The organism is Variovorax sp. LjRoot84 (assembly GCF_964254305.1).
In the GTDB taxonomy this organism is placed as follows: Bacteria; Pseudomonadota; Gammaproteobacteria; order Burkholderiales; family Burkholderiaceae_C; genus Variovorax.
This window is the reverse complement of the sequence record NZ_CAXUTE020000001.1, coordinates 3,473,470-3,497,035: the sequence shown is the minus strand read 5'-3', so window position 1 is coordinate 3,497,035 and position 23,566 is coordinate 3,473,470. Positions and strand designations below refer to the sequence as shown.

Genomic DNA, 23,566 nt, shown 5'->3' with positions numbered 1-23,566 from the left:
AACGATGATTTCGAGACCAATGACCAGAAGCAATTTTCTCTCGTCGGGGTGGAACGCCCTGATTGGACTGGGCGCTGCCGCGCTGCTGACGACCCAAGGTCCTGCGGCAGCCGCAACCCAGGAGGATCGGGTGAGCATGCGGCCTTTGACGGTGGAGCACATTCGCATCAGTTCAAAAAGGTCGTTTGACGAAGTGAAGACTGCGCTTGAATCGCGGGTCCGTTTTGTCCAGGTCGATCTGCTGATTCCATACTTGCAAAAAGGAGACATGGCCGGTGCGCGGGCCGAACTGGAGCGGCTGGCAGCGCCTGCCGGATTGTCGATCCTGTACTCGCTGAATCACGGCGCCGCACTGGCCATGGACGGAGGCCCCCGCAAGGCCGTTGGATACGGCATTGGCAATGTCCTGACCGCCGTCTCGATGAACAAGCACAACGTGGCCGCAGGTCTCTACGCGCCCGTGCGTGTGATTCTGTACGAGGGCGCCGACGGTACCGCTGTGTTCGAGTACGACAGGCCTTCTTCGATGTTTGGACTGTTAGGCAATGCCTCTATCGACAGCGTGGCTGCTCGGCTGGACGTCGCGCTGAAGGAACTGCTGATGGACGTCGGCAAGTAGCGTTTCACTCAATCATCTTTTTGGAGCCCTTGGGCTTGAACGCATGGAACTTGTTGGCGAAAGACTGATACCGGCATCGGTCTTGGCGACCTGGCAGTCGCTGAACGACGCTGAGTTTCTCAAGTCCTGCATTGCCGGCTGCGAGTCGCTGGATTGGACGCAGCCCGACACGCTGGCGGCCTTGCTGGTCGCGCGTATCGGACCCATCAGCGCCCGCTTCAAAGGCACGTTGAAGTTGAGCAACATGCTGCCGCCGCACAGTTATGTGGTGTCCTTCGAAGGCCAGGGCGGGATTGCCGGCTTTGGCAAGGGATCGGCAGAGGTGTCGCTCACGGAAGAGGGCGCTCAGACGCTTCTGCGCTACTCGGCCCGAGCCCAGGTGGGTGGCCGCTTGGCGCAGGTCGGGTCGCGCCTTGTCGATGCCGCCGCGTCCAAGATTACCGAGGATTTCTTTTCAGCGTTCGAAGACCGGTTGCGGCTGGTAGCGGTGGAAGCGACGGGCGTGCCTCCGCATGCCGTGCCCGGAAAGACGCACGCTTCGACGACATCGCGCCAGGTCGGTGCTGCCACGCCGAAGACCACCGAGGCTCGCTTGCAGCCTGCAAAGGTCGAAGCGACCTTGGATCAGCCCAAGGTCCTTGGCAAGGTCGCCGCGTCGGCGAACTCGCGTCCAACCGTTGCCGGCACGCCGATGAAACTGCTTGGAGAAAGACTGATCCCCGCGCCGCTGTTCGCGACTTTCAATGCGCTGAACAATGCCGATTCGCTCAAGTCCTGCATTTTTGGATGCGAATCGTTGGATCAGGTGCGGGTGGACAACCTGACGACCGTGCTGGCTCTGGGCATCGGACCTCTCAAGGCGCGTATGAGAGGAACGCTCCAAGTGAGAGACCTCGATATTCCAAGCAGCTATGTGCTCGCGTTCGAGGGGCCCGGTGGAACCAAGGGTGCGGCCAACATCTCGCTGATCGAAGAGGGCAGGAAGACACGCGTGCGCTATGCGCTCGAGGCTCGGATCCGCGGCCCCCTGAGCTTGGTCGGATCAACCTTGATCGAGGTCGTCTCAGCGAACCTCGTCAAGCTTTTCTTTTCGGCTTTCGAGGCCCAGTTGCGATCTGCGCCGGCGAATCGGTCCGCAGTTCAGAGCAAGACCGGGGTCTGGGCGAGTAAATGGTGGTGGGCATTGCTGGCCGCGAGCACCACCGCAGTCGCTGTCGCCATGTGGGCCCAGTGAAGCGAATCATCTCCCGTGACTGCTTTATGGAGGAGTTTGATACGAGCAACTATGACGACAGGAGACAGTGATTCAAATCCCCCTCTCGACGCTATCGGACGCTGACATTCTTAAAGCAGGAGACAAACTCATGAAAACATTTCTATCCCAGATGGCCTTCGCAGTAGCACTGCTTGTGCCTGCATTGAGCGCATCGGGTCAAACCTACCCAAACAAGCTCGTCACCATTCGCGTGCCGTTCCCCGCTGGCGGGCCGGCGGATGCCGGGTTCCGCCAATTGCAACCAGGGCTTCAAGCACAACTGGGCCAAACGGTTGTCATTGACAACCTGCCGGGTGCAGGTGGTTCCATTGGCGTGATGAAAGCGCTAAGCCTTCCTGCCGACGGGTACAACGTCGTGGGCCACACGGCGTCGGACATGATCCTGGCGCCCCTGGCCCTCGCCACCGCGAAGTACGACCCGGGCCAGTTGCGGCTGGTCGCGCCGTTGCTGATCACGGATTTCGTGCTCGTCAGCTCTCCGCGCTTCTCGTTCAAAGGCGTCGATGATCTTCTGGCCTACGTGCAGCAGCCGGGGAACAAGGAACTCTCGATCGCCCACTGGGGACGTGGATCGACGACGCACATCGCCGGCGCCGATTTCCAGAATCGTGGAAAGGTGCGCTTCCTTGAGGTTCCTTACAAGGGCGTTGCGCCGATCGTTCCCGATCTGGTTGGCGGGCAGGTGGACCTGAGTTTCCTGCCGCTTGCCGGTCCGACGATGGGCCTGATCAGCAGCGGCAAGGTCATCCCCATCGGGGTATCGGCCCCGAAGCGCGTCGCAAGCTTGCCGAACGTGCCGACCCTCAACGAGGGCAAGGTGATCAAGGGCTTCGAGCACCAGATCTGGACGGGTGTTTTTGTCGATCGCAAAGTGGGCAACACCGAAGTGACCAAGCTGGCTCAGGCGATCACCGCGGTCACCACGTTGCCGGAGTTCGCCAAGTTCGCGGCGGACCAGGCTGGCCGTGCTTTCGACCCGATGACGCCTGCGCAGGCCGACGAGTATTTCAAAGCTGAAACCAAACGCCTGACGGACATCGCGCGGCTGATCAAGCTTCAGCCCGAGTAACAGCACACGCTGCGCCCAAAGACCGAACACCATGGTCGCCACGGACTTTCATTACTACGAGCCATCCAAGGGCCACGGCCTGAGCCACAACCCGCTCAATGCGCTGATCGCGCCGCGGCCAATCGGTTGGATCTCCTCACGAGACGCGCAGGGCCGCGTCAATCTCGCGCCCTATAGTTTCTTCAACGCGTTCAACTACGACCCGCCGATCATCGGATTTTCTTCGATCGCCTGGAAAGACAGCGTGCAGAACGCGTCCGAAACACGCGAGTTCGTCTGGAACCTGGTGACCCGGGAGCTCGGCGACAAGATGAACCAGACTTCCGCCCCGCATCCGCATGGCGTGGACGAGTTCCCGCTGGCCGGCCTAGCGGCGGTGCCGGGCCGGCGGGTCAACGTCCCGCGTGTGGCGGAAAGCCGGGCCGCCATGGAGTGCAAGGTCATCGACATCGTCCAGTTTCGAAATGCGGCCGGCGAAAAGGTGGGGGGCTGGTTGGTCCTGGGCGAGGTGGTGGCTGTCTACATCGACAAGTTGCTCCTCAAGGATGGCGTCTACCAGACAGCCCAGGCCTATCCGATCATGCGTTCCGGCGGGCTGAATGACTACGTCCAGGTGACCCCCGAAACGGTTTTTCAGATCAACCGGCTTGCCGGCGCCAGCAGCCCGTCCAGTCATGGCACCACCACCTCAACTTAGGAAATGCAAATGATCGTTGTACTAGCCAGACTCAAAATCGTGCCCGGAACTTCCGAGCAATTTCTGCAGACAGCAGGACAACTGGTCGAGGCCTCTTGCAAGGAAGCCGGAGTGATCACGTACGAGTTGCTTGCGGAAGGTGAAAACCGCTTTGCCTTCCTCGAGCGGTACAAGGACGCGGATGCCGCAGCCGCCCATCTCAAGACGGATCACTATCGCACACTGGGCCGGCAGCTGGGCCCGTACATCGATGGCAAACCCGAACTCTTGAAGATGACATCGGTCTCCTGAGGCAACAAGGGTTGTTCGGAACCATTCGATCTGGGCGGCAAGACCGCCCACATCCCTGCCGGTTCGCGTGGACTCGGTCTGCCGATGGCTGAGACCCGGGGCGAACAAGGCGCCCATCGATTTCACGGGTAGCTCGAACACCGGTGCCGCGTGATCGAGACGCAGAGCGATGCCCGACCGTTGCGTTCACACCAGGTATCGTTGCACGGCTTCTTCGTTGAACTCCATTCCCGACCCCGGCCGTTCGCTGGTGTAGGCCATCCCATCGCGCACGTCGAGCGGCTCCTTCAGGATCGGATTCCACCAATCCATGTATTCGAGCCAATGCGCGGTCGGCGTAGCGCAAAGCAGATGGGCACTGACTTCCGGCCAGAAATGGTTGGAAAGCGCCACGCCATAAAGCTGGCCCAGTGCGGCAATTTGTTGCCAACCGGTGACCCCGCCGCATCGCATGGCGTCGGGCATGGCCAGGCCGCGCACACCCGCGTCGAAGGCATGGCGGAAACCGAGAGCCCCCAACCAGTTTTCACCGGCTTGCAACGGCGTGGTGGTGGCCGCTGCCAACTGCACCAGCCCGGCGTGGTCGTGGGCAACGATCGGCTCTTCGATCCAGGCGAGGCCTTCGCCCTCCAGGACGCGCAGGCGCCTCGCCGCGTCGCTGGCGTTAAGCGACTGGTTGTAGTCGACCATGATGGCCGCGTCCGGGCCCATCGCCGAACGCATGGCGCGCACGACGGCCAAGTCTTCCGCGACGGTCGGGTAACCGATCTTCGCCTTGACCGCCTTGAAGCCTTTGCGCGCCCACTTCTCGGCGGACTGGCCGCTGCCCAGCACGCCCTCGTAGCTGACGCCCGCATAGGCCTGGACCGGTCGCGGCGATGATCCGAGCATGGCGGACAGGGGCAGCTCGTGTGCGCGAGCGAAAGCGTCCCATACCGCCATGTCGATCCCGGCCAGGGCCATCCCGACCAAGCCTTCGGTGCCGAGCATCCGGAAGTGCCCATGCAGCCTGCTCGAGAGATCGGCGGGCGCCAGAGGCTGGCCGACGGCGACCGATTCGAGATTGCGCATCAGCTCGGCCAACGGCTTCTGTGCGGAGAGCCCGTAGCTGAAGAGGATGCTATGGCCTTGTACGCCGGCGTCCGTGTTGATGGTCAGGAGCACGAGGGGCGACACCCCGACCGTGCCGGAGGCAGTGCGCAGGGGCTCGGGCATTGGCACGATGACGCAGCGGACCTGGAACGAGGTGATTTTCATTGGGTGATCTCGAAAATTGGTTCAGGCCGCCGCCCGCGCCGTTGTTGCCGGTGGCGCTGAAGAGGCCTCGAATTCGGCCAGCAGCGCTTGCCTGGCGATCTCCGCTTCAGCCATGCTGCGCTCCTTTACGTGGCCATAGCCGCGGATGCGCTGCGGCAGTTGGGCCAACTGAATTGCGATCTCCAGGTTGTGTGCGCGCAGTTCACTTGTGTGGCGTTGCAGCAGCGCCTCGTAGTTGGCGATCAGCTCGCGTTCGGCACGGCGCTCGGCGGTGTAGCCGAACAGGTCGAACCGCGTGCCGCGCACAAATCGAAGGCGGGCCAGCACGCGCATCGCCGGCAGGATCCAGGGGCCGTATTCGCTTTTCTTCAATTGCCCGGTCAGCGGGTCGCGGCGCGACAGCAGGGGTGGGGCCAGGTTGAAGCGCAGGCGCTGCGGACCCTCGAATTGCGCGGCGAGCGCGGCCTGGAACTCCGGCGCCGTGTGCAGGCGCGCCACCTCGTACTCGTCCTTATAGGCCATCAGCTTGGCGAGGTTTTCGGCGACGGCCAGCGACAGCCGCTGGCTGCCGGGCGCCACCGCGGCCTCGGCTTGCGCGATTTTTTCGACCAGCGCGTGGTAGCGCCGCGCGTAGTCGGCGTTCTGGTAGCGCGTGAGCAGTTCGGTGCGGTGCGCCAGCACTTCCTGCAGCCCTTGCGGCAGCTTCGGCGCGGGCGGCGAAATACCGGCCGAGGCCGCCTCGACCGCAGCGCGGTTGGTGACCCACAGGCGGCCCAGGCGCAGCGCGCGACGATTGGACTCGACCTGCACGCCATTGAGCTCCAGGGCCCGCTCGATGGCCGCCACACCCACCGGCAGCCAGCCCTTTTGCGCCGCCACACCCAGCAGGAACGTATTGGCCGCCACCGCGTCGCCACACAGCGCGGTGGCGAGGCCGGTCGCATCGACATAGTCCACATGCTCGGGGCGTACCACCCCCGCGACCTTGCGCTGGAGCATGGACACTTCGACCCGATGGTCCGGGTTCCTGGTGAAAACCGCGCTCGGCGGCACGCGGTCGTTGCCGAGGAAACGGCTGCGTTCCGCATCCAGTGTGCGCGACGCCTCGTCCGCCAAGCCGGCGAGCATGTCGAAGGCCAGCATCAGGTCGGCTTCGCGCAGGCCGATGCGTTGGCTGGCGATGCCCGAGGGCGCCGCTGCGACGCGCAGGTGGCTGAAGACCGTCCCGTTCTTCTGCGCCACGCCGGTCATGTCGTAGACCGAGGCGGCCTTGTGTTCCAGGTGCGCCGCCATGGCCAGCACCGCGCTGACCGTGATCACCCCGGTGCCGCCGATGCCGGCCACCATGACGGAAAAGCCATCGGCAAGGGGCCGCACCGGCGGTACGGGTATGTTCTGCAGCAGCGCCTCGGGTATGTCGCCCTGCGCGGGCCGGCGCAGGCTGCCCGAGCTGACCGTGACGAATGACGGGCAAAAGCCCTCCGCGCAGCGATAGTCCTTGTTGCACGAGGACTGGTTGATGGCGCGCTTGCGGCCCAGGGCGGTTTCCACGGGTTCGATGCTGATGCACCCGGATTGCGCCGAGCAGTCCCCGCAGCCCTCGCACACGGCCTGATTGATGAACAGCCGCTTGGGCGGATCGACCATGACCTTGCGCTTACGCCGGCGGCGCTTCTCCGCGGCACAGGTCTGTTCGTAGATGAGTACGGTGCAGCCCGCCACTTCGCGCAGTTCGCGCTGCACCGCATCGAGATCGTTGCGGTGACGTATCGTCACCTCTTTGGGCATGGCGGCATCGGACCGGTGCAGATCCGGATTGTCCGACACCAGCACCACCTGCTTCACGCCCTCGCCCAGCACTTGGCGGGCCACCCGGCTGACCGAAATAGGCCCATCCACGGGCTGGCCTCCGGTCATGGCCACGGCGTCGTTGTAGAGGATCTTGTAGGTGATGTTGGCTTTGCTGGCGACCGCGCCGCGCAGCGCCAGCAGGCCGGAGTGGTAGTAGGTGCCATCGCCGAGGTTCTGGAACACATGGCGTGTCTTGGTGAAATGGTGCAGTCCGCTCCAGTTCATGCCTTCGCCGCCCATCTGCGTGGACAGCAGGGTGCGCGCCTTGTAGAACATCGCCATGCTGTGACAGCCGATGCCCGCCAAGGCGAAGCTGCCTTCAGGCACGTTGGTGGATGTGTTGTGCGGGCAGCCCGAGCAGAAATAGGGAGGGCGGCTGTCCTGGGCCGCGGCCAATGCGATGACGCCGCTGCGGCGAGGGGCCAGCAGCGCCACGCGTGCCTCCAGCGCTTCATCGGCCAGGCCCGCCGCGCGAAGCCGGGCGGCGATCGCCAGAGCGAGGTCCAGTGGTTCGAGTTGCTTCTCGAGGGCCACCAGCGCAGTGCCGTGCTCGTTGTATTTGCCGACGATGCGCGGGCGCGCGGCCTCGTTGTAAAGCACGGCGGCGGCCTGCCGCTCGACGAAGGCGGCCTTTTCCTCGATGAAGAACAGCTCGGCCTTGCCGGCAGCAAATTCCTTGAGCCCGAGCGGCTCCAGCGGCCACACCATGCCGACCTTGTACAGCGCCAAGCCCAGCGTGCGAGCCCGCGCGTCGTCGATGCCCAGATAGGACAGCGCCTGGCGCGTGTCTTGGTAGGCCTTGCCGGCTGAAACCAGCCCGAACCGCGCGCTCTCGTCGCCCATCGTGCATTGGTCGATGCGGTTGGCGCGCGCAAAGCGCAGCACCAGCGGCAACCGGTGATGCATCAGGATGGTTTCGTCGCGCGCCGGCGCGAACGCCCCACGATAATGCACGCCCTCGGGCGGCAACAGATCGGCCGGGTCGGGCAGGGCGATGTGCTGCGCCTGCGGGTCGATGTCAACCGTGGCCGTCTGCTCGATGGTCTCGTTGACCACCTTGAGGCTGGCCCAGCAGCCGGCGTAGCGCGACAGCGCGAAGCCCAGCAAACCGAACCGCACGATGTCCTCGACGTTGGATGGATACAGCACCGGGATCGAGTTGGCGGCCATCGCCTGCTCGCTTTGATGCGCGACCGTTGATGACTTGCCGGGGTGATCGTCGCCGAACACCGCCAACACGCCGCCGCGCGGATGCGTGCCGGTGTAATTGGCGTGCTTGAAGGGGTCTCCCGAGCGATCGACGCCGGGCCCCTTGCCGTACCACATGGCGAACACACCATCGACGTTGGCGGGACCCAGCGCGTCCAGCTGCTGCGTACCCCACACCGCTGTCGCGGCCAGATCTTCGTTGACGCCCGGATCGAAAACAATGCCCGCCTCCTCCAGGCGCCGCGCCGCCGCCCACAGTGCCTGGTCGAAGGTGCCCAGCGGCGAACCGCGATAGCCGCTGATATAGCCGCCGGTGGACATGCCAGCGCGGCGGTCGCGTTCGCGCAGCAGCAGCAGCACGGCGATCAACGCCTGCGCGCCGGTCAGGAATGCCGAGCCCTGCGCCAGATTGAAGCGCTCGTCCAGGCTGGCGAGCGAGCGCAGCGCGCCGGCTTCGACCGGGGGTCGGGCGAGATCGATGATGTCGGGCGTAGGGCTCATCGTGCGTAAGCTGCCGCGCGCTGGGCCTCGTAGACCTGCAGATTGCAGTAAGCGGTCTGCAGCAGAGGCACCGCTGTGCCGACGAGCTTGGCTTGCGCAATCAGGTCCCCCAGGATGGCCTGTGACTCCAGGCGGGGCGTGCCCGCCATCATGTCGCGCGCCATCGACGCAGCCCAGGGCGAGGCCGGGTCCAGCAGGACGCGCTCGACCATGCCGACCGACGCCGGGCCCGGCGGGTGGCCGGACAGGGTCGCGACGCGCGTCACTTCCTCGATCGACTGCCGGATCACTGCCTCCCCGCCCGCGGCGCGCAGTATCTCGCTGACACTCGCGCGCATCAGGCTGGTCGCCGTGGCCCCGGACGCGAGCATCACCCACTTCTCCCACAACTCCTGCTCGATGTCGGCAGACAGCCTGCGCATGCCGGGCGTGCGTGCGATCAGTTCGTGAAAGCGCTGTGCAACGGGCTCTTGCGACGCAGCACGCGCGCCGAGGACAAACACGTCGTTAGGCCCAAAGTGCTGGATCGCGCCGTCGGGCATCAGCATGGTGGCGATGTAAGCAATGCCGCCGAGCACCTTTTCGCGGCCGAAGCGCTGGTCCAGCCGCTTGTAGGCTTCCATGCCGTTGATGACCGGCAGCACCAGCGCGCCCGCTGCCACTGCGGGGGCGATCGTGTCCATTGCCTCGTCGAGTTCGAAAGCCTTGCAGGTCAAGAGCACGACATCTGCCTGCGCCGCAGCCTCCGCCAGTTCGCCGCGGCTGAGCGTCGCAACGGGCAGGCTCATGTCGCTCAAGGCGCTGCGCGCGACCAGCCCATGCTCGCGCAGTTGAGCACGACGCCGCTCGCGCACCAGGAAACGCACTTGCGCGCCGGCCTGTTGCAGGCGGGCCCCGTAATAGCCGCCGGTCGCACCGGCTCCCAACACCAGAATTTGCATGGAGATGTCCCTCTGTTTACTGCGCTTGCAAGTTGATCGACTTGGCCACGGCGCGCATCTTGGCGGCCTCGTCCCTGAAGAAGTTGGCCGCCTGTACCGTGTCCAGCGGCCCCAAGACCCGCGAGCTGTTTTCGCGCACGAAGCGCAGGAATTCAGGCTTTCCCAGCGCCTCGGCGCTGGCACGGTTCAGGCGCGCCACTTCGGCATCCGGAACCCGCGTCGGGACAAACAGGCCGCTCCAGACTGAGTGGCTGAACGACTTGAGGGAACTGCCCTCGCTCAAGGTGGGAACGTCGGGCAGGTCGGGGTTGCGCTGTTCGCTCGCAATGCCGATCGCCTTCACCTTGCCGGACTTCAGCAATCCGACCACAGGACCGGCGAGGGGAAGGAACGCCAGGTCAATCTGGCCGCCCACCAGGTCGGGCACCATCGACGCAGTGCCTTTGTAGGGCACCGCCATCAGCTTTGCGCCGATACGCGCCTCGAAGTCGGCAGCCGCTATGTGGGATGAGGAGCCGTAACCGATGTTGCCGATGGAGAGTTCCTGGTTGCCGGGCTTGCGCACGTAGGCCACAAGCTCATCGACGTTCTTGAACGAATGCTTGGACGCGCTCAGCAAAATGAAGTCCGTCGTGCCCAGGGGCGCGACCAGCTTGAACGACTCCGGCGAGTATTTCGCGGTCGCGATGCTCAACGGTGCCAGGATCAGGTCGGGTCCGCTCGTGCCCAGGACCACAGCGTTGTCGGGTGCCGCCGAAGCCACGTTCATCGCGCCCAGCGCGCCGCCCAGGCCCGGCAGGTTTTCGACGACGACGGTCTGCCCCAAGCCGTCCTGCAAGGCCGGCTGTATCTGCCGGAAAGTCACGTCCACTGCGCCACCGGCAGGCCAGGCTACTCGAATAGTGAGGGGCTTGCCGCTCGCGTATTGTGCGTACGCGGCGGGAAGAAAAAACGAAGCGGCGACCGCCGCGGCCAACAGGATTTTTTTCATCGCATTGCTTTTTTGATGGGCCGAATGGGGCGCGCTACTGCGGCTGCAGATTGGTCTGCCGCGCGAGATCGCCATATTTCAGAATCTCGGCGTTGTAGAAATCGTCGGATTCCTTGGCGGACATTGCCAAGGTGATGACCCCGCCTTCGCTGGCGAACTTCTGAAATTCGGGGCTCAGCACAGCTTCGGTCACCGCCTTGTTCAGGCGTTGCACGATGGCATCCGGCGTGGCTCGCGGCACCAGCAGGCCGATCCATTGCCGGTGGAGGACTGGCCGCTCGGGGTGGGCTTCGGATAGCGTGGGCACATCGGGCAGCATGGGGTTGCGCTTGGCCGCGGCAATGCCGATAGCGATCAGCTTCTTTTGCTGAACCATCGCCACGGTGGCCATGCCCAGTGGGATGAACCCGATGTCCACATGGCCACCGAGCAAATCCTGGACGAGCGGCGCCATTCCCTTGTACGGTATGCCTGCCGCCTTGAGGCCGCTGGCCGCTTTCATGTCGTCGCCTGCGAGCTGCGAGCTCGACCCCGGGCCCTGATGGGCCAGCGACAGGCCGTTTGGCAACGTCTTGCTGTAGTCCACCAGCTCGGCCAGGGTATGGGCCGTCATCGAAGGCCGCGCCACCAGCAGCATGTCGCTCAATCCCAGTGCCGCCGCCATCCGGAACTGGTTGGGTCTGTACTGGGCCGATGCCATCGCCAGCGGGGTCAGGATAACGTCGTTGGTGTGCCCTGCCACGACATAGCCGTCGGCCGGTGCCTTGAGGACATTGACTGCACCGATCGCTCCGCCGGCGCCGGACAGGTTCTCGACCATCAATGGCTGGCCCAACTCGGCCTGCATCCTGGGCAGGATTTGCCGGATGAAGACGTCGGCAGTCCCGCCCGCAGGAAAGGCCACCCGGATCGTTACCGGTTTGGTCGGATAAGCCTGCGCCCATGAATTCGAGCTGATGGCTGCGGCGGCGACGAACGCCCCCAGCAAGATCGATCGTTTGATGCTGTGCATGAAAATTGTCTCCGTTCTTTTCGGTCCCCAGGTCGCGTTGCAGTAGCTCTGCCACGCGCCACTTCCGCGTCCCCCGAAGGAGCGCGATTTCTCAATGTCCTTTCGCCGTTTCCTCAACCTTGCCGCCATCGCCGTTCAGAAGCGGTAGGCGTACTTGGCAATTGCGCTCTCGTTCCACTCGATCCCGCTGCCGGGCCGTTCGGGAATGTGGACTGCGCCGTTGCGGACCTCGAAGGGCTCTGCCAGGATTGAATCGGCCCAATCGCACCACTCCAGCCAGTGCGCGGTTTCCGTCACCCGCATCAGGTGAGCCGAGAACTCGGGGTATAGGTGGGTGGACACTGGAACCCCCTTGGCCGCTGCGATCCCGGCGGCGCGCATCCAGCCGGTTACGCCGCCGATGCGCATCAGGTCGGGCATGACGAAGTCCGTGGCGTCCAGTTCGAGTGCGATCTGCAGCGCGCGCGGACCCCAGAAGTTCTCGCCGACCTGGATCGGCGTCGACAGCCGGCGGCGCAACTGCGCCAATCCCGAGAGGTTGTCGCATGCGATCGGCTCCTCCATCCAGTAGAGCCCTTCGCCGTCCAGCGCGCGGCAGCGCGCAATGGCTTCGTCCATGGTGTGGGCCTGGCTGAAATCGGCCATGAGTTGCAGCGATGCGCCGCCGGCGCGCCGGGCGGCCGCGATGGACGCAAGATCCTGTGCCAGGCTGTCGCGTCCCAGTCGGATCTTCAGGGAGGTGAACTCCGCCTGCGCGATGAGCTCCTCGGTCTCGCGCGCCACCTCCGAGGGATCGATCAGCCACAGGCCGTTGCTGTTGTACGCCTTGACCGGGCCCACGCTGCCGCCGAGGTACCGGGCCAGCGGCAACTGCGCCGCCTTGGACAGCGCGTCCCACAACGCCATATCGAGGCCGGAGATCGCGGCCAGCGTGACGCCTTCCAGCCCGATGGGCCAGAGGCTTTGGCGCGCTTGGCGGAACAGGTCGACCGGGTTGGCGGGCTTGCCCTTGAAGCGTTCGACCAAGTCGCGGATGAGGGGGGCGATGTAGCGCACGCTGTTGGGCAGGTAGGGCTGCAGGTAGCTGCGTCCCACCACGCCTCCCTGCATGTGCAGGTCGATCAGGATGATGGTCCAGGCCGGCGGGGACATGCTCTTGAGCACCGGAGTGCGCTTGAGTGGCACCAGCACGGCACGCACGTCGACGGACTCGATGGTGAGGAGAGGGTGCATGGCAACCACCACGTTCAGCCCAACGTGCCCGTGAAGGCGCCGCCGTCGAGCAGCAGGTTCTGCCCGGTCATGAAACCGGCGTTGGCACCGCACAGGAAAGCGCAGGTCTGGCCGAATTCCTCGATCGTGCCAAAGCGCCCGGCCGGCACCTGCTGCAGCATGGCGTCACGTGCTTCGTCCGGGGTCTTGCCGCTGCGATTGCCCAGCACGGCGAAGCCCATGAGGATGCGGTCGGTCGCGTGGAAGCCGGGCAGCAGGGCGTTGATCGTCACGTTGTGCTTCACGATCTGCCGTGACAGTCCGGCGACAAAGCCGGTCAGCCCCAGGCGCGCGCCGTTGCTGAGCCCGAGAAAATCAATCGGTGACTTGACGGCGCTCGAGGTGATGTTGACGATGCGCCCGAACTTGCGGCCGATCATGCCGTCCACCGTGGCGCGGATCAGTTCGATCGGCGCCAGCATGTTGGCGTCCAGGGCGGCGATCCACGCGTCGCGGTCCCATTCCCTGAAGTCGCCCGGTGGGGGGCCGCCCGCGTTGTTGACCAGAATGTCGGGCGCCGACAGCGCCGCAAGCACAGCTTGGCGGCCCTCGGGCGTTGCGATGTCGGCAGCCACGGTCTTTACCGTCGCGCCGGTGCTGCTGCGGATTTCGTGCGCCGTGCTCTCCAGAGCGTCCACGCCGCGAGCGGTGATGAGCAGCTCCACGCCTTCGCTCGCGAGCGCCAGGGCGCAGCCTTTGCCCAGCCCCTTGCTCGCGCCGCAGACAATCGCGCGCTTTCCTCTGATCCCCAAATCCATTGCTCACTCCTTGGTGTTGACAAGGCGCCCATGCGAGCATGACGGTGTGCCTTGTGTCGCCAAATTCTGTGGCGGGCGTCGCTGGCCGACGAGGTCTGGTAGCGCCAGAGGGGGGTTCGTTTGTGCCATGCGGCCGTGTCCCCGGGCTGCACGGTCGTGGCCTGGCGAGGCGCTCAGGCGGCCCCGGTCCGGTAGTCGCTCGGCACTTTTCCGGTCCAGCGCTTGAAGGCCTTGCGGAAGTTGGTGGCTTCGCTAAAGCCCACCCGTTCGGCGATGTCGACGACGGGGAGCTTCGAATTGCTGAGATAGCCGATCGCCAGCTCCTTGCGGGTGTGGTCGACCACGCCCTTGAAGGTCACGCCCTGGTCCGCCAGACGCCGGTGCAGCGTGCGCACCGACATGCCCAGCCGCTCCGCCAGCCGCGCGACCGACACCATGCAGCGGGCATCGTCCAGGCAGGCGCCGCGCACGCGCCCCGCCCAACCGCCGGCCTGGTAGCCGTCGTACGCGGCGGCCACACACAGCCGCGTGCACAACTCATGGGTGATGGAATTGGCATCCGGGCAGGCCGCCTCCAGGATTGCGGCATCGAAGTGCCATTCGAGTACATCGGCGTCGAACTCGGGCGTGCAACCGAAGATTGGCGCGTAGGACCGCCAGTGCGCTGGAGCCGGGTAATTGCAAACGAGGCGCCGGGCGGGCAAGGGCACCTCGAGCACGCGCCGGAACAGCGAATTGAGCGAGCTGCGCCAGAACTCCGCCACGAAGGGGAGGACGGCGCCAAAACGCTCGGCGGGTGCACACGTCAGGATGGCCACGTCACCCACGATGCGCAGCGTGGGCTGCAGGAACGGCATGGCAGGCTGCATGTGCGCGATGCCGAATTCAAGCCCGTCCCGGAACGTAGCGCTGCTGGCCAGTGCGAAGCCGTAGATGCCGAAGTCGCCGATGCGCTGGCGTGCCCCGGCACGCAGGGCCACGTCGGACTCGGACGACAGCCTTTGCGCATTGGCAAATACCGCCATCCGTTGGGCCGGCGACATCGGGGCGTAGGCGTTGTCGATGTCGTCGGGCTCCAGCCCCGTGCCTGCGAAGAGGTCGGACAGGGCGACCCCATCGCATCGCAGCTGTGCTGCCAGCGCCGAAAAACCCAGCATGGCGGCGCCGGGCGCAACGGTCTTGAGGCTTGCGGCATTCAGCGTCATGGCAGCGATGCTGTAGCGCCGCCACTAGAAAAGGTCGAGCGTCGGCGCCATCAATGCGGACGATCCCGCTCGGATTTCGCCGCAGAGTGCCGCCGTCTGCGGCAACAGCCGCTGGTAGTAGAAGCGGGCAGTGGCCATCTTCGACGCGTAGATAGGATCGGTCGATTCGGACTGCTTCGCCGCAACTTCCGCCATGCGTGCCCAGGTCCATGCGAGGGCCACATGCCCCACCAGGCGCAGATAGGGCACTGCGGCTGCCCCGGCCGCGTCAGGGTCAGTCGCGGACGTGGCTACGAGCTCGCTGGTGAGTTGCCTCACTTCAGCGACCAATGCCGCCAGCGGCTCCGCGAACTCGCGCATCACCTCGCGCGGGCCGCAGGTTTCGGTGAATGCGGCGGCCATGTCCAGGAAGGTGGCCATTTGCCGGCCTCCGTCCCCCAGCACTTTGCGCCCGAGCAAGTCCATGGCCTGCACGCCGTTCGTGCCCTCGTAGAGCCCGACGATGCGCACATCTCGCAGATGCTGCTCGACACCGTTCTCGCGTATGTAGCCGTGCCCGCCGAACACCTGCATGGCCAGCAGCGTGGATTCCACGGCGAGGTCACTGGACAGCGCCTTCACGAGCGGGGTCAGCAGTCCGAGCAGTTCGGCCGTCTCGTTGCGTTTGGCGGGGTCGGGATGAAGGCGCTGCACATCGCTCAGTTGCGAGGTCCACAGCGCCAGCGCGCGCGCGCCCTCGATGTTCGCCTTCTGCGTGAGCAGCATGCGGCGCACGTCGGCATGCCCGATGATCGGGTCGGCGACTTCGCCGGACGATCTCGCACCGCTGGCGCGGCCCTGCAGGCGCTCCTTCGCATAGGCCAAGGCCTTCTGATAGGCTGCTTCCATCAGGCCGATGGCGATCATGCCGACGAGCACGCGCATGTGGTTCATCTGCACGAACATGCCCGCCAGACCCTTGTTGGGTGCGCCCAGCAGCCAGCCGGTCGCACCGTCGAAATTGATGGTGCAGGTCGAGTTGCCGTGGATGCCCAGCTTGTGCTCGATGGAGCCGCAGACCACCGCATTACGTGCTCCGGCCGCGCCGCTTGCATCGGGGATGAATTTCGGAACGATGAAAAGAGAAATGCCCTTCACGCCCGACGGCGCGTCCGGCATGCGCGCGAGCACCAGGTGCATGATGTTGTCGGTCAGGTCCTGCTCGCCGCCCGAGATGAAGATCTTGCTGCCGGTGATGCTGTAGCTGCCGTCGGCCTGCGCCACGGCGCGGGTTCGCATCAGGCCCAGGTCTGTGCCCGCGTTTGGCTCCGTCAGGCACATCGTTCCGGCCCACTCGCCCGACGCGATCTTCGGCAGATAGAGTGCCTTCTGTTCCTCCGATCCATTGGCCGCCACGTTCACGTACGTCGCGTGCGACATGCCGGGATAGGACGACCACGCCATGTTCGCGCCGCCGAAGACTTCATAGACCGCGTTGGCCACGACCGAAGGAAAGCCCTGGCCCCCGAACTCGGGGCTGCACGCCAGTCCGGCCCAGCCGTTCTTCGTGAACTCGTCGTAGGCTTTCTTGAAGCCCGGCGGCGTCTGCACCACGCCGGCCGAAGGCATGCTGCAACCGTGCTCGTCTCCCGGCGCGTTGAGCGGCGCAATCACCTCGGATGCGAACTGGCCGGCGGCGGTGAGCACCTGGTCGATGGTCTCGCCATCGAGCTCCGGCTGGCCGCAGGCCTCCAGCATGGCAGGCACCTGGAGCAGCTCGTGCAAGACGAATTGAATGTCACGCAGCGGGATCTGGTAGGTCATGGTGCTGCTCCTTGCGTCAGGCCACTTCGAAAAGGCCCGCGGCACCCATTCCGCCGCCGATGCACATCGTCACGACGACGAAGCGCGCGCCGCGCCGCTTGCCCTCGATGAGCGCATGCCCCACCAGCCGCGAGCCGGTCATGCCGTAGGGGTGTCCGATCGTGATGCCGCCGCCGTTGACGTTCAGCTTTTCGGGATCGATGCCCAGGCGGTCGCGCGAGTACAGCACCTGGCAGGCGAAGGCCTCGTTCAATTCCCACAGGCCGATGTCGCTCACCTTGAGCCCGTGGGTCTTCAGCAGCTTGGGCACCGCCAGGACCGGGCCGATGCCCATTTCCTCGGGCGCGAGGCCGGCGACCGCGATGCCGCGGTACGTGCCCAGCGCCTTGAGCCCGCGACGCTCGGCGACCGCCCGCTCCACCAGCACGCAGGCCGATGCGCCATCCGACAGCTGGCTGGAATTGCCCGCGGTGATGACGCCGCCTTCGATGACTGGCTTGAGCTGGGAAAGGCCCTCGAGCGTGGTATCGGGACGGTTGCCCTCGTCGCGGTCGAGGGTGACGTCACGGTAGCTGATCGCGCCCGTCTGCTTGTCGGCCACGGCCATGCTCGCCGTGATCGGCACGATCTCGTCATCGAACAGGTGGCGCTCCTGCGCCAGGGCAGTGCGGCGTTGCGCTTCGGCCGAATACGCATCCTGCGCCTCGCGCGAGATGCCGTACTTCTTCGCCACGATCTCGGCCGTGTTCAGCATCGGGATGTAGGCGTGCTGCACGCGCGCAACGAGCTGGGGGTCGGCATCTTCACCCACCCACTTGACGAACGGGTTTTGGACTGCGGAAATGTTCTCCTGGCCCCCGCCCACGGTCACGTCCATGCCGTCGACGATGATCTGCTTGGCCGCCGTCGCGATGGCCATCAGTCCGGAGGCGCATTGCCGGTCCATGGTCTGTCCCGGCACCGACTGCGGCAATCCCGCCGCAAGCGCCGCGAGACGCCCGATGTTCATGCCCGCGGTGCCGGCGGCCATCGCGCTGCCGATGGCGACATCCTCCACTTCTCCGGGATTGATGCCCGCCCGCTGGACGGCGTGATGAATCGCGTGGCCCATCAGGGTGGGCGACTTGATGTTGTTCAACGCGCCGCGGAATGCGCGGCCGATGCCGGTGCGTGCAGTGGAAACGATGACGGCTTCTCTCATGGTTCAGACTCCAAGTGGTTCGGTAAAAAGGTTGGCGTAGCGGCTCGCCACCACCCCGCGGTTCAGGCGCAGCGCGGGTGTGAGTTCTTCATCGCCTTGATGCAGCGAACGCGGGATGACGCGAATGGTGCGCACGCGATGGTTCTCGGGCAGGCGGCCGTTCGCGATCTCCACTTGCGCCGCGATGAGTGCGGTGATTTCCGGCAGGCCGAGCAGGCTGGCGTAGTCGGTGAAGGGCAGCCGCTGCTGCTGCGCATACTTCCTGATCCGGTCCTCGTCGAGGGAGAGCAGCGCCGCCGAATGCCCGCCTTCCGCCGGGACGACGATCGCATCGGCGATGTAGGCACTGAGCCGGAATGCGTCTTCCGCTATCTCCGGGCTGATGGTTTCGCCCCGTGTTCCGATGGCCCGCGCGCGCACGCGGCCGAGCAGGTGAACGCGGCCGTGTTCGTCGACACGCCCGAGGTCGCCGGTGCGCAGCCAGCCGTTCGCAAAAGTCGCGGCCGCGCTCAGCGTTCCGCGTACCCAGTAGCCCGGGCGCGGGATCGCACCGCGCACCAGCACTTCTCCATCGGGCGCCAGCTTCAGCTGGGTGCCTGTCTCGAATGGCGCGGATGCAGTCTCCATCGAGCGGCCGGCAGGAACTATCCTGCAGAAGCCGGCCTCGGCCATGCCGTAGCAGTCGAGCATGGGAACGCCGATGGCGTCGAACCAGTCGGCGACATGCGCGGGACTGGAGGCTCCGCTCGCCAGGGCGACCCGCACGTTCCGCAAACCCAGGGCGGACCGTATGCGCTCCCGCGTCCTGCGCTGCAGCCAGCCGGGCCGGCGCGCCGCGAGGCACGAGGCGTATGCGGTCCGGGCAACAGGCACGGCTTCCTGCATGAACAGCTCGGTCGTTCCTTGCAGCTTCTCGAAGAAGCGCGGGGCTGCGAACAGGAGGTGCGGCTCGACCTCGCCCATGTCGTTGAACACCGTGGACCCGTTCTCCGGCAAGTGGAGCAAGGTTTCGTGCATGAGCATGGCCTTCTGGGCCAGCATGCGTTCGCCGTAGTGCGCCAGCGACATGATCGACAGTGCCCGATCGCCCGGACGCAGCTGCAGCCAATGACTCATGGCGCGCACTTCCCGCAGGAAGTCGTGCTGTCGCCGCGCCACCAGCCGCGCCGGGCCGGTGCTGCCCGCCGTGGCCGCGAGGAATGCAATCTGTTCCCCGGTGCCGGCGTCGATGCGGTTGTCGAACAGCGCCGGTTCTCTGGCCGCGGCTTGCGCGCCGCGCGCAAGCCATTCGTCGTAGGAACTGACTTGGGGGTCCGTGAAGCGCGAGAGCCCGCGTGTATCGAGGACCACGATGTGGCGCAGATCGGGACAGGTGTCGCGTACCGCTAGCACCTTCACCAGCTGGTCGGCGTTCTCGACGAAGACCACCCGCGACCCGGCTTCGACGAGCGCATGCCCGACTTGCGCGGCCGTGCTGCAAGGGTACATGCCGTGGGACACGTAGCCCATGGCCTGCGACGCCATATCCACGATGAACCACCGGGGCCGATTGTCCGAGAGGACCGAGACCACCTCGCCGGCCTGCAGCCCGGCATCGGCCATCGCGAGCCCGATGGCCCGCGCCTCGCTGAAATAGCCGGCCCAGTTCAAGCCCTGCCAGATGCCGCGCTCCTTGTGCCGCAGCGCGGGGCGATCGCCCCATTCGGCGCATCGGCGCCGCCACAACTGGGGCAGGGTCGCGATGCGCGTCTCGTCCGCGGCCAGGGATGCCGACACGTGGATCACAGGGCGCTCTTGGCCGGGTCGACCACGCTGGACCGCGCCGTCCAGCGGCCCTGCACGACCTGCTCGACCCGGGTCCATTCCGGGTCGATGTGGTTGTTGGCGAAGCGCTGCGTGTCGTACGACGCCACGCCCTTGAAGCTGGACGCCTGCAGCGCCTTCACCAGCTTGTCGGTCGTCAAGTCGCGGCCCGCATTGCGCACTTCCTGCAGGAACCAGCTGGTGTAGTCGTAGAAGGCAGCGGCCACGTCGTCCGGCTCGGCCTTGAAACGCTTCCGGTAAGCCTCGGCCCACGACTTCTCTGCGGAGGTGGCCTGGTCGGGTGTCGCGATGCGCCAGGTGCCGACGCCGTACACGCCTTCCATCGCGTCCTTGCCGAGGGCGACGGTGAGGCCGGCGCGGCCCGGGCTGGCGGTCAGCACGTTGACGCCGGTCAAGCCGAGCTTCTTCACTTCGGCCGCCACGGCGATGGTTTCGCGCGTGGTGGTTGCGCAGACGATGAGGTCCACACCCGCGGCCTGCATGCGCGCGACGTGCGAGGAGAAGTCGAGATCGCCGACCTTGTAGCTGGCCTCGGCGGCGAGCGGCATGCCCTTGGCTGCAAGCGCCGCCTTCACACCCTTGCCAACCAGGTCGCCGAAGGGGCCTTCCTGGTAGATGAAACCGACCTTCTTGCTGCCCAGGTTGCCGGTGGCCCACTTCACAGCGGACGAAGTCGTGCTGTCGTAGTTCAGGTTGGTCGTGAAAAGCAGAGGCGTCTGGCCGGCCGCCTGGCGCACGAGGCCTGAAGCTGCATACGGCGCGAAACAGATCACACCGGCATCCACCGCCTTTTTGACCGTGGCAACGTTCGGCCCGGAGCCGAAGGGGCAGAGCAGGGCGAAGACCTCGTCCTTGCGGATCAGTTTGTCCACGGCCCGCACCGCTTGCGACGGCTGACTTGCGTTGTCCTCGATGACCAGCCGGAGCTTGCGGCCGTTGATGCCGCCGGCCTCGTTGGCCTCGTCGATGCGCATCTGGATGCCGTTGCGGATCACGGGCATGCCGATTGCCACCGGTCCGGAAAGGTCGAGATGGGTGCCCAGGACCAGTTCCTTGTCGCCGACACCTGCTGCGCGCGCGGATGTGGTCCACAGGGCGCCCGGCGCCGCGGCTGCAAGGCTTGTCTTCAGGAGGGTTCGGCGATTGAGTGTCATGACAGTCCTTTTCTCAGTTCCAGGAAGGGCGTCGCCGCGCCGGCCGGATCCCGCCAGCGACACCTTGCGGCAGGTGGTGCGATGCGCCACCCAGGTAAAACTCCTTGATGTCTTCGCGCTGGGAGAGGGCCTCGCAACTGCCAGCTGCAGCCACGCGCCCCAGTTCGACGACATAGCCGTGGTCGGCCGTGGCCAGCGCGATTGCCGCGTTCTGCTCGACCACCAGCACGGCGGTCCGGGTCTTCTCGCGGATGCGCTTGATGATGGCGAAGATGTCCTTGGTGAACAGCGGCGAGAGGCCCAGCGAAGGCTCGTCGAGCAGGAGCAGGCGCGGCCGTCCCATCAGCGCGCGGCTGATCGCCAGCATCTGCTGCTCGCCACCGGAAAGCAGGCCCGCATGCTGGCGCTGGCGCTCGCGCAGGCGCGGAAACCAGTCGTACATCTGCTCCATGTCGCGCGCGATCTCCGCATCCCGTCTTGCGAACGCACCCATGCGCAGGTTTTCCGCAATGGTGAGGAACGGGAATATCTGGCGGCCTTCGGGCACCAGCACCACGCCGCCGCGAGCGACTTCATCGGCATCCTTGCCGTCGATGGGCCGGCCCTCGAACTCGACGGTTCCGTTGGAAGGCGCGAGCACGCCGGCAATGGTGTTGAGCAGCGTCGTCTTGCCGGCGCCGTTGGCGCCCAGGACGGTGACGATCTGCGCGGCATGCACTTCGAGGCTCACGCCGTGCAGCGCACGCACCGGGCCATACCATGTCTCGAGATTGCGGACGGACAGCAGCGTGCTCATTCAAGTCCCCAGGTAGGCCGCGATCACACGCGGGTCGGCTTGCACCTGCGCAGGCGTGCCATCGGTCAGGACCTGTCCCTGGTCCATCACCACCACCCGATTGGCGACCGCTGCGACCAGCGACATGTCGTGCTCCACCATGACCACCGTGACGCCCAGTTCGGCCTGGATGTCTTCCAGCCAGTAAGCGAGCCTTCGCGTCTCCTCTGGGTTCAACCCGGACGCCGGCTCGTCGAGCAGCAGCAATCGAGGCTCCGCTGCAAGGGCGCGACCGAGCTCGACGACCTTGCGCACGCCGTAGGGCAGTTCCGCCACCGGCCGATGCCGGAACGCGGCGAGATCGAGCAGCCGCACGACGTCTTCGACGCGTTCGCGCGAGAGGGCTTCTGCGCGCTGCACGGACGGCAGGTTGAACATCTGCGAAAAGAAGCTGCCGTGGTTCGCACGATGGCGGCCGAGCAGCAGGTTCTCCAGCACCGTCGCGCCCTCGAACAGCTCGATGTTCTGGAAGGTGCGCGCGATGCCTTGCCGGACCACGTCGTGCCGTGCCAGACGCGCGATATCGTTCCCGTTGAAGCGGATCCTGCCGCTGCTGGCGTCGAATACGCGCGTGATGAGGTTCAGCAGCGATGTCTTGCCCGCGCCGTTCGGACCGATCACTGCGAGGATCTCTCCCGGGCGCACCGAGAAGCTCACGTCGCGCACGGCCTTGACGCCGCCGAAGGACAGGCTCAATCGCTCGACCTCGAAGAATGCGGCGCTCATCGGTAGCGCTCCGATTTCATGTAGACCTTGGTCTGGTGAACGCGGCTCTTGCGCACCCACGGGAATTCGCCCAGGACCTTGCGGATGCGAACCCAGCGGGCGTTGAGGCCGCCCGGCTCGAGCAGGACGAAGAAGGTCAGCACGGCGCCGTAGACGAAAAGCTCCAGCCCGAACTGCGCGCCCAGCCTGGCGGGCAGCGCCTCCTTCAGCGAGGAGATGAACGAGGGCAAGAGGCCGATCAGGATCGCGCCGAGGATGGCCCCCCGCAGGCTGCCCAATCCGCCGATGAACACCATCAACACGAGCTGCAGCGACAGCGCCAGGCCGAACGCTTCTGGCGTGATGTGTTGCATCTGGTGCGCGAGCAATGAACCGGCGAGTCCCGAGCACGCCGCCGAAAGGCTGAAGGCAAGCACCTTGGTGCGGGCGACGTCGATGCCCAGGCCCTGCGCCGCAGCCTCGGAGTCGCGGATGCCGATGAAGGCGCGACCGGTGGCGGACCGCATCAGGTTGACCAGCAGGAGCAAGACCACCGCCAGCACCACCAGGCAAAGGAAGTAGAAGGCGCGCGGACCGCCGAGGCTGAGCCCGAAAAGGGTCGGGTCCGGCACCGCCATCCCGCTGTGGCCCCCGGTGACGCTCTTCCACCTGCCGAGGACATGCTCGGACACGATGGCAAACGCCATGGTGACCATGGCCAGGTGCAGCCCCGACACGCGAATGGCCGGCATGCCGACGAGCAAGCCGCCAAGCGCCGCGCCCGCGGTGGTCAGGAGGAGCGACAGGGGCAACGGCACACCCTGGGTCAGCAGGATGGTGTGGATGTACGCGCCGATGCCGACGAACGCGGACTGGCCGAGCGAAACCTGCCCGGTGAAGCCCGTGAGCATCATGAGGCCGAGGCTGGCCACGCACATGATGAGGATAAACGTCGCCTCGCCGATGTGATAGGCCGGCAGCACCCATGGTGCGGCGACCAGGCCCAACACGAGCAGGCCGTACGCAAACCGCTCGGGCTTGCCGCGCAGCAGCCGCCGCCCCTCGTCGAATCCCGTTTCGTAGCGTGCCATGGTG

The 23,566-nt window shown here is 65.7% G+C and carries 20 protein-coding genes; 5 read left to right on the top strand and 15 right to left on the bottom strand.

The annotated features are described in order from the left end of the window. The first annotated feature begins 19 nt into the window (after positions 1 to 19). The 5 genes from ACSQ9I_RS17465 (at position 20) to ACSQ9I_RS17445 (ending at position 3,952) form a co-directional block, all read left to right on the top strand. On the top strand, positions 20 to 619 hold the full coding sequence (locus ACSQ9I_RS17465) for a DUF302 domain-containing protein (protein ID WP_436313899.1): 600 nt from the start codon (positions 20 to 22) through the stop codon (positions 617 to 619). A gap of 43 nt (positions 620 to 662) precedes the next feature. Continuing rightward, complete coding sequence (locus ACSQ9I_RS17460) at positions 663 to 1,853, top strand: CoxG family protein (RefSeq protein WP_436313898.1); 1,191 nt, start codon at positions 663 to 665, stop codon at positions 1,851 to 1,853. A gap of 130 nt (positions 1,854 to 1,983) precedes the next feature. Continuing rightward, positions 1,984 to 2,964 (top strand): Bug family tripartite tricarboxylate transporter substrate binding protein, encoded by a 981-nt coding sequence (locus ACSQ9I_RS17455; protein ID WP_436313897.1) that lies wholly within the window; start codon positions 1,984 to 1,986, stop codon positions 2,962 to 2,964. A gap of 31 nt (positions 2,965 to 2,995) precedes the next feature. After that, positions 2,996 to 3,661: a flavin reductase family protein gene (locus ACSQ9I_RS17450; protein WP_436313896.1), complete on the top strand. Its 666-nt coding sequence runs from the start codon at positions 2,996 to 2,998 to the stop codon at positions 3,659 to 3,661. A gap of 9 nt (positions 3,662 to 3,670) precedes the next feature. After that, positions 3,671 to 3,952 carry a putative quinol monooxygenase gene (locus ACSQ9I_RS17445; RefSeq protein WP_436313895.1) on the top strand — a complete coding sequence of 94 codons (282 nt, stop codon included), beginning with the start codon at positions 3,671 to 3,673 and terminating at the stop codon, positions 3,950 to 3,952. A 186-nt stretch (positions 3,953 to 4,138) separates the two neighbouring features. On the opposite strand, the gene ACSQ9I_RS17440 is transcribed toward ACSQ9I_RS17445, so the two are convergent. The 15 genes from ACSQ9I_RS17440 to ACSQ9I_RS17370 form a co-directional block, all read right to left on the bottom strand. Continuing rightward, positions 4,139 to 5,209 carry an enolase C-terminal domain-like protein gene (locus tag ACSQ9I_RS17440; protein WP_436313894.1) on the bottom strand — a complete coding sequence of 357 codons (1,071 nt, stop codon included), beginning with the start codon at positions 5,207 to 5,209 and terminating at the stop codon, positions 4,139 to 4,141. A 21-nt stretch (positions 5,210 to 5,230) separates the two neighbouring features. Further along, positions 5,231 to 8,770: an indolepyruvate ferredoxin oxidoreductase family protein gene (locus ACSQ9I_RS17435; RefSeq protein WP_436313893.1), complete on the bottom strand. Its 3,540-nt coding sequence runs from the start codon at positions 8,768 to 8,770 to the stop codon at positions 5,231 to 5,233. Further along, positions 8,767 to 9,711, bottom strand: coding sequence for a 2-dehydropantoate 2-reductase (locus ACSQ9I_RS17430; protein WP_436313892.1), 945 nt, complete (start codon positions 9,709 to 9,711; stop codon positions 8,767 to 8,769). Before ACSQ9I_RS17430 ends, ACSQ9I_RS17435 begins: the two co-directional genes overlap by 4 nt. 16 nt (positions 9,712 to 9,727) lie before the next feature. Next, on the bottom strand, positions 9,728 to 10,702 hold the full coding sequence (locus ACSQ9I_RS17425) for a Bug family tripartite tricarboxylate transporter substrate binding protein (protein WP_436313891.1): 975 nt from the start codon (positions 10,700 to 10,702) through the stop codon (positions 9,728 to 9,730). A 34-nt stretch (positions 10,703 to 10,736) separates the two neighbouring features. Next, entirely contained in the window at positions 10,737 to 11,714 is a 978-nt protein-coding gene (locus ACSQ9I_RS17420; RefSeq protein ID WP_436292838.1) for a Bug family tripartite tricarboxylate transporter substrate binding protein, read from the bottom strand. A gap of 135 nt (positions 11,715 to 11,849) precedes the next feature. Beyond that, positions 11,850 to 12,947 carry an enolase C-terminal domain-like protein gene (locus ACSQ9I_RS17415; RefSeq protein WP_436313890.1) on the bottom strand — a complete coding sequence of 366 codons (1,098 nt, stop codon included), beginning with the start codon at positions 12,945 to 12,947 and terminating at the stop codon, positions 11,850 to 11,852. Between the two features lie 14 nt (positions 12,948 to 12,961). Then, entirely contained in the window at positions 12,962 to 13,744 is a 783-nt protein-coding gene (locus ACSQ9I_RS17410) for an SDR family oxidoreductase (RefSeq protein WP_436313889.1), read from the bottom strand. A 173-nt stretch (positions 13,745 to 13,917) separates the two neighbouring features. Beyond that, the gene (locus ACSQ9I_RS17405) at positions 13,918 to 14,949 is read right to left on the bottom strand and encodes an AraC family transcriptional regulator (protein WP_436313888.1); all 1,032 of its coding nucleotides are present in this window, start codon (positions 14,947 to 14,949) and stop codon (positions 13,918 to 13,920) included. Between the two features lie 24 nt (positions 14,950 to 14,973). Further along, positions 14,974 to 16,752 carry an acyl-CoA dehydrogenase C-terminal domain-containing protein gene (locus tag ACSQ9I_RS17400; RefSeq protein ID WP_436313887.1) on the bottom strand — a complete coding sequence of 593 codons (1,779 nt, stop codon included), beginning with the start codon at positions 16,750 to 16,752 and terminating at the stop codon, positions 14,974 to 14,976. 16 nt (positions 16,753 to 16,768) lie between these two features. Continuing rightward, the gene (locus tag ACSQ9I_RS17395; protein ID WP_436292843.1) at positions 16,769 to 17,953 is read right to left on the bottom strand and encodes an acetyl-CoA C-acyltransferase; all 1,185 of its coding nucleotides are present in this window, start codon (positions 17,951 to 17,953) and stop codon (positions 16,769 to 16,771) included. Positions 17,954 to 17,956: 3 nt separating this feature from the next. Beyond that, on the bottom strand, positions 17,957 to 19,729 hold the full coding sequence (locus tag ACSQ9I_RS17390; RefSeq protein WP_436313886.1) for an AMP-dependent synthetase/ligase: 1,773 nt from the start codon (positions 19,727 to 19,729) through the stop codon (positions 17,957 to 17,959). 5 nt (positions 19,730 to 19,734) lie between these two features. Beyond that, positions 19,735 to 20,931: an ABC transporter substrate-binding protein gene (locus ACSQ9I_RS17385; RefSeq protein ID WP_436295998.1), complete on the bottom strand. Its 1,197-nt coding sequence runs from the start codon at positions 20,929 to 20,931 to the stop codon at positions 19,735 to 19,737. 13 nt (positions 20,932 to 20,944) lie between these two features. Next, a complete protein-coding gene (locus tag ACSQ9I_RS17380; RefSeq protein ID WP_436295997.1) occupies positions 20,945 to 21,727 on the bottom strand; it encodes an ABC transporter ATP-binding protein in 783 nt (260 codons plus the stop codon). Further along, positions 21,728 to 22,492: an ABC transporter ATP-binding protein gene (locus ACSQ9I_RS17375; protein ID WP_436296295.1), complete on the bottom strand. Its 765-nt coding sequence runs from the start codon at positions 22,490 to 22,492 to the stop codon at positions 21,728 to 21,730. It abuts the gene before it with no gap. Next, entirely contained in the window at positions 22,489 to 23,562 is a 1,074-nt protein-coding gene (locus tag ACSQ9I_RS17370; protein WP_436313885.1) for a branched-chain amino acid ABC transporter permease, read from the bottom strand. Before ACSQ9I_RS17370 ends, ACSQ9I_RS17375 begins: the two co-directional genes overlap by 4 nt. Positions 23,563 to 23,566 lie beyond the last annotated feature (4 nt).

What these genes read in the sequence shown, in the direction of transcription:
- ACSQ9I_RS17425 (WP_436313891.1), bottom strand. Translation starts at nt 10,702, where the DNA reads ATGAAAAAAATCCTGTTGGCCGCGGCGGTCGCCGCTTCGTTTTTTCTT.
- ACSQ9I_RS17400 (WP_436313887.1), bottom strand. Translation starts at nt 16,752, where the DNA reads ATGACCTACCAGATCCCGCTGCGTGACATTCAATTCGTCTTGCACGAG.
- ACSQ9I_RS17430 (WP_436313892.1), bottom strand. Translation starts at nt 9,711, where the DNA reads ATGCAAATTCTGGTGTTGGGAGCCGGTGCGACCGGCGGCTATTACGGG.
- ACSQ9I_RS17450 (WP_436313896.1), top strand. Translation starts at nt 2,996, where the DNA reads ATGGTCGCCACGGACTTTCATTACTACGAGCCATCCAAGGGCCACGGC.
- ACSQ9I_RS17395 (WP_436292843.1), bottom strand. Translation starts at nt 17,953, where the DNA reads ATGAGAGAAGCCGTCATCGTTTCCACTGCACGCACCGGCATCGGCCGC.
- ACSQ9I_RS17440 (WP_436313894.1), bottom strand. Translation starts at nt 5,209, where the DNA reads ATGAAAATCACCTCGTTCCAGGTCCGCTGCGTCATCGTGCCAATGCCC.
- ACSQ9I_RS17435 (WP_436313893.1), bottom strand. Translation starts at nt 8,770, where the DNA reads ATGAGCCCTACGCCCGACATCATCGATCTCGCCCGACCCCCGGTCGAA.
- ACSQ9I_RS17380 (WP_436295997.1), bottom strand. Translation starts at nt 21,727, where the DNA reads ATGAGCACGCTGCTGTCCGTCCGCAATCTCGAGACATGGTATGGCCCG.
- ACSQ9I_RS17460 (WP_436313898.1), top strand. Translation starts at nt 663, where the DNA reads ATGGAACTTGTTGGCGAAAGACTGATACCGGCATCGGTCTTGGCGACC.
- ACSQ9I_RS17370 (WP_436313885.1), bottom strand. Translation starts at nt 23,562, where the DNA reads ATGGCACGCTACGAAACGGGATTCGACGAGGGGCGGCGGCTGCTGCGC.
- ACSQ9I_RS17375 (WP_436296295.1), bottom strand. Translation starts at nt 22,492, where the DNA reads ATGAGCGCCGCATTCTTCGAGGTCGAGCGATTGAGCCTGTCCTTCGGC.
- ACSQ9I_RS17445 (WP_436313895.1), top strand. Translation starts at nt 3,671, where the DNA reads ATGATCGTTGTACTAGCCAGACTCAAAATCGTGCCCGGAACTTCCGAG.
- ACSQ9I_RS17385 (WP_436295998.1), bottom strand. Translation starts at nt 20,931, where the DNA reads ATGACACTCAATCGCCGAACCCTCCTGAAGACAAGCCTTGCAGCCGCG.
- ACSQ9I_RS17455 (WP_436313897.1), top strand. Translation starts at nt 1,984, where the DNA reads ATGAAAACATTTCTATCCCAGATGGCCTTCGCAGTAGCACTGCTTGTG.
- ACSQ9I_RS17410 (WP_436313889.1), bottom strand. Translation starts at nt 13,744, where the DNA reads ATGGATTTGGGGATCAGAGGAAAGCGCGCGATTGTCTGCGGCGCGAGC.
- ACSQ9I_RS17405 (WP_436313888.1), bottom strand. Translation starts at nt 14,949, where the DNA reads ATGACGCTGAATGCCGCAAGCCTCAAGACCGTTGCGCCCGGCGCCGCC.
- ACSQ9I_RS17465 (WP_436313899.1), top strand. Translation starts at nt 20, where the DNA reads ATGACCAGAAGCAATTTTCTCTCGTCGGGGTGGAACGCCCTGATTGGA.
- ACSQ9I_RS17420 (WP_436292838.1), bottom strand. Translation starts at nt 11,714, where the DNA reads ATGCACAGCATCAAACGATCGATCTTGCTGGGGGCGTTCGTCGCCGCC.
- ACSQ9I_RS17415 (WP_436313890.1), bottom strand. Translation starts at nt 12,947, where the DNA reads ATGCACCCTCTCCTCACCATCGAGTCCGTCGACGTGCGTGCCGTGCTG.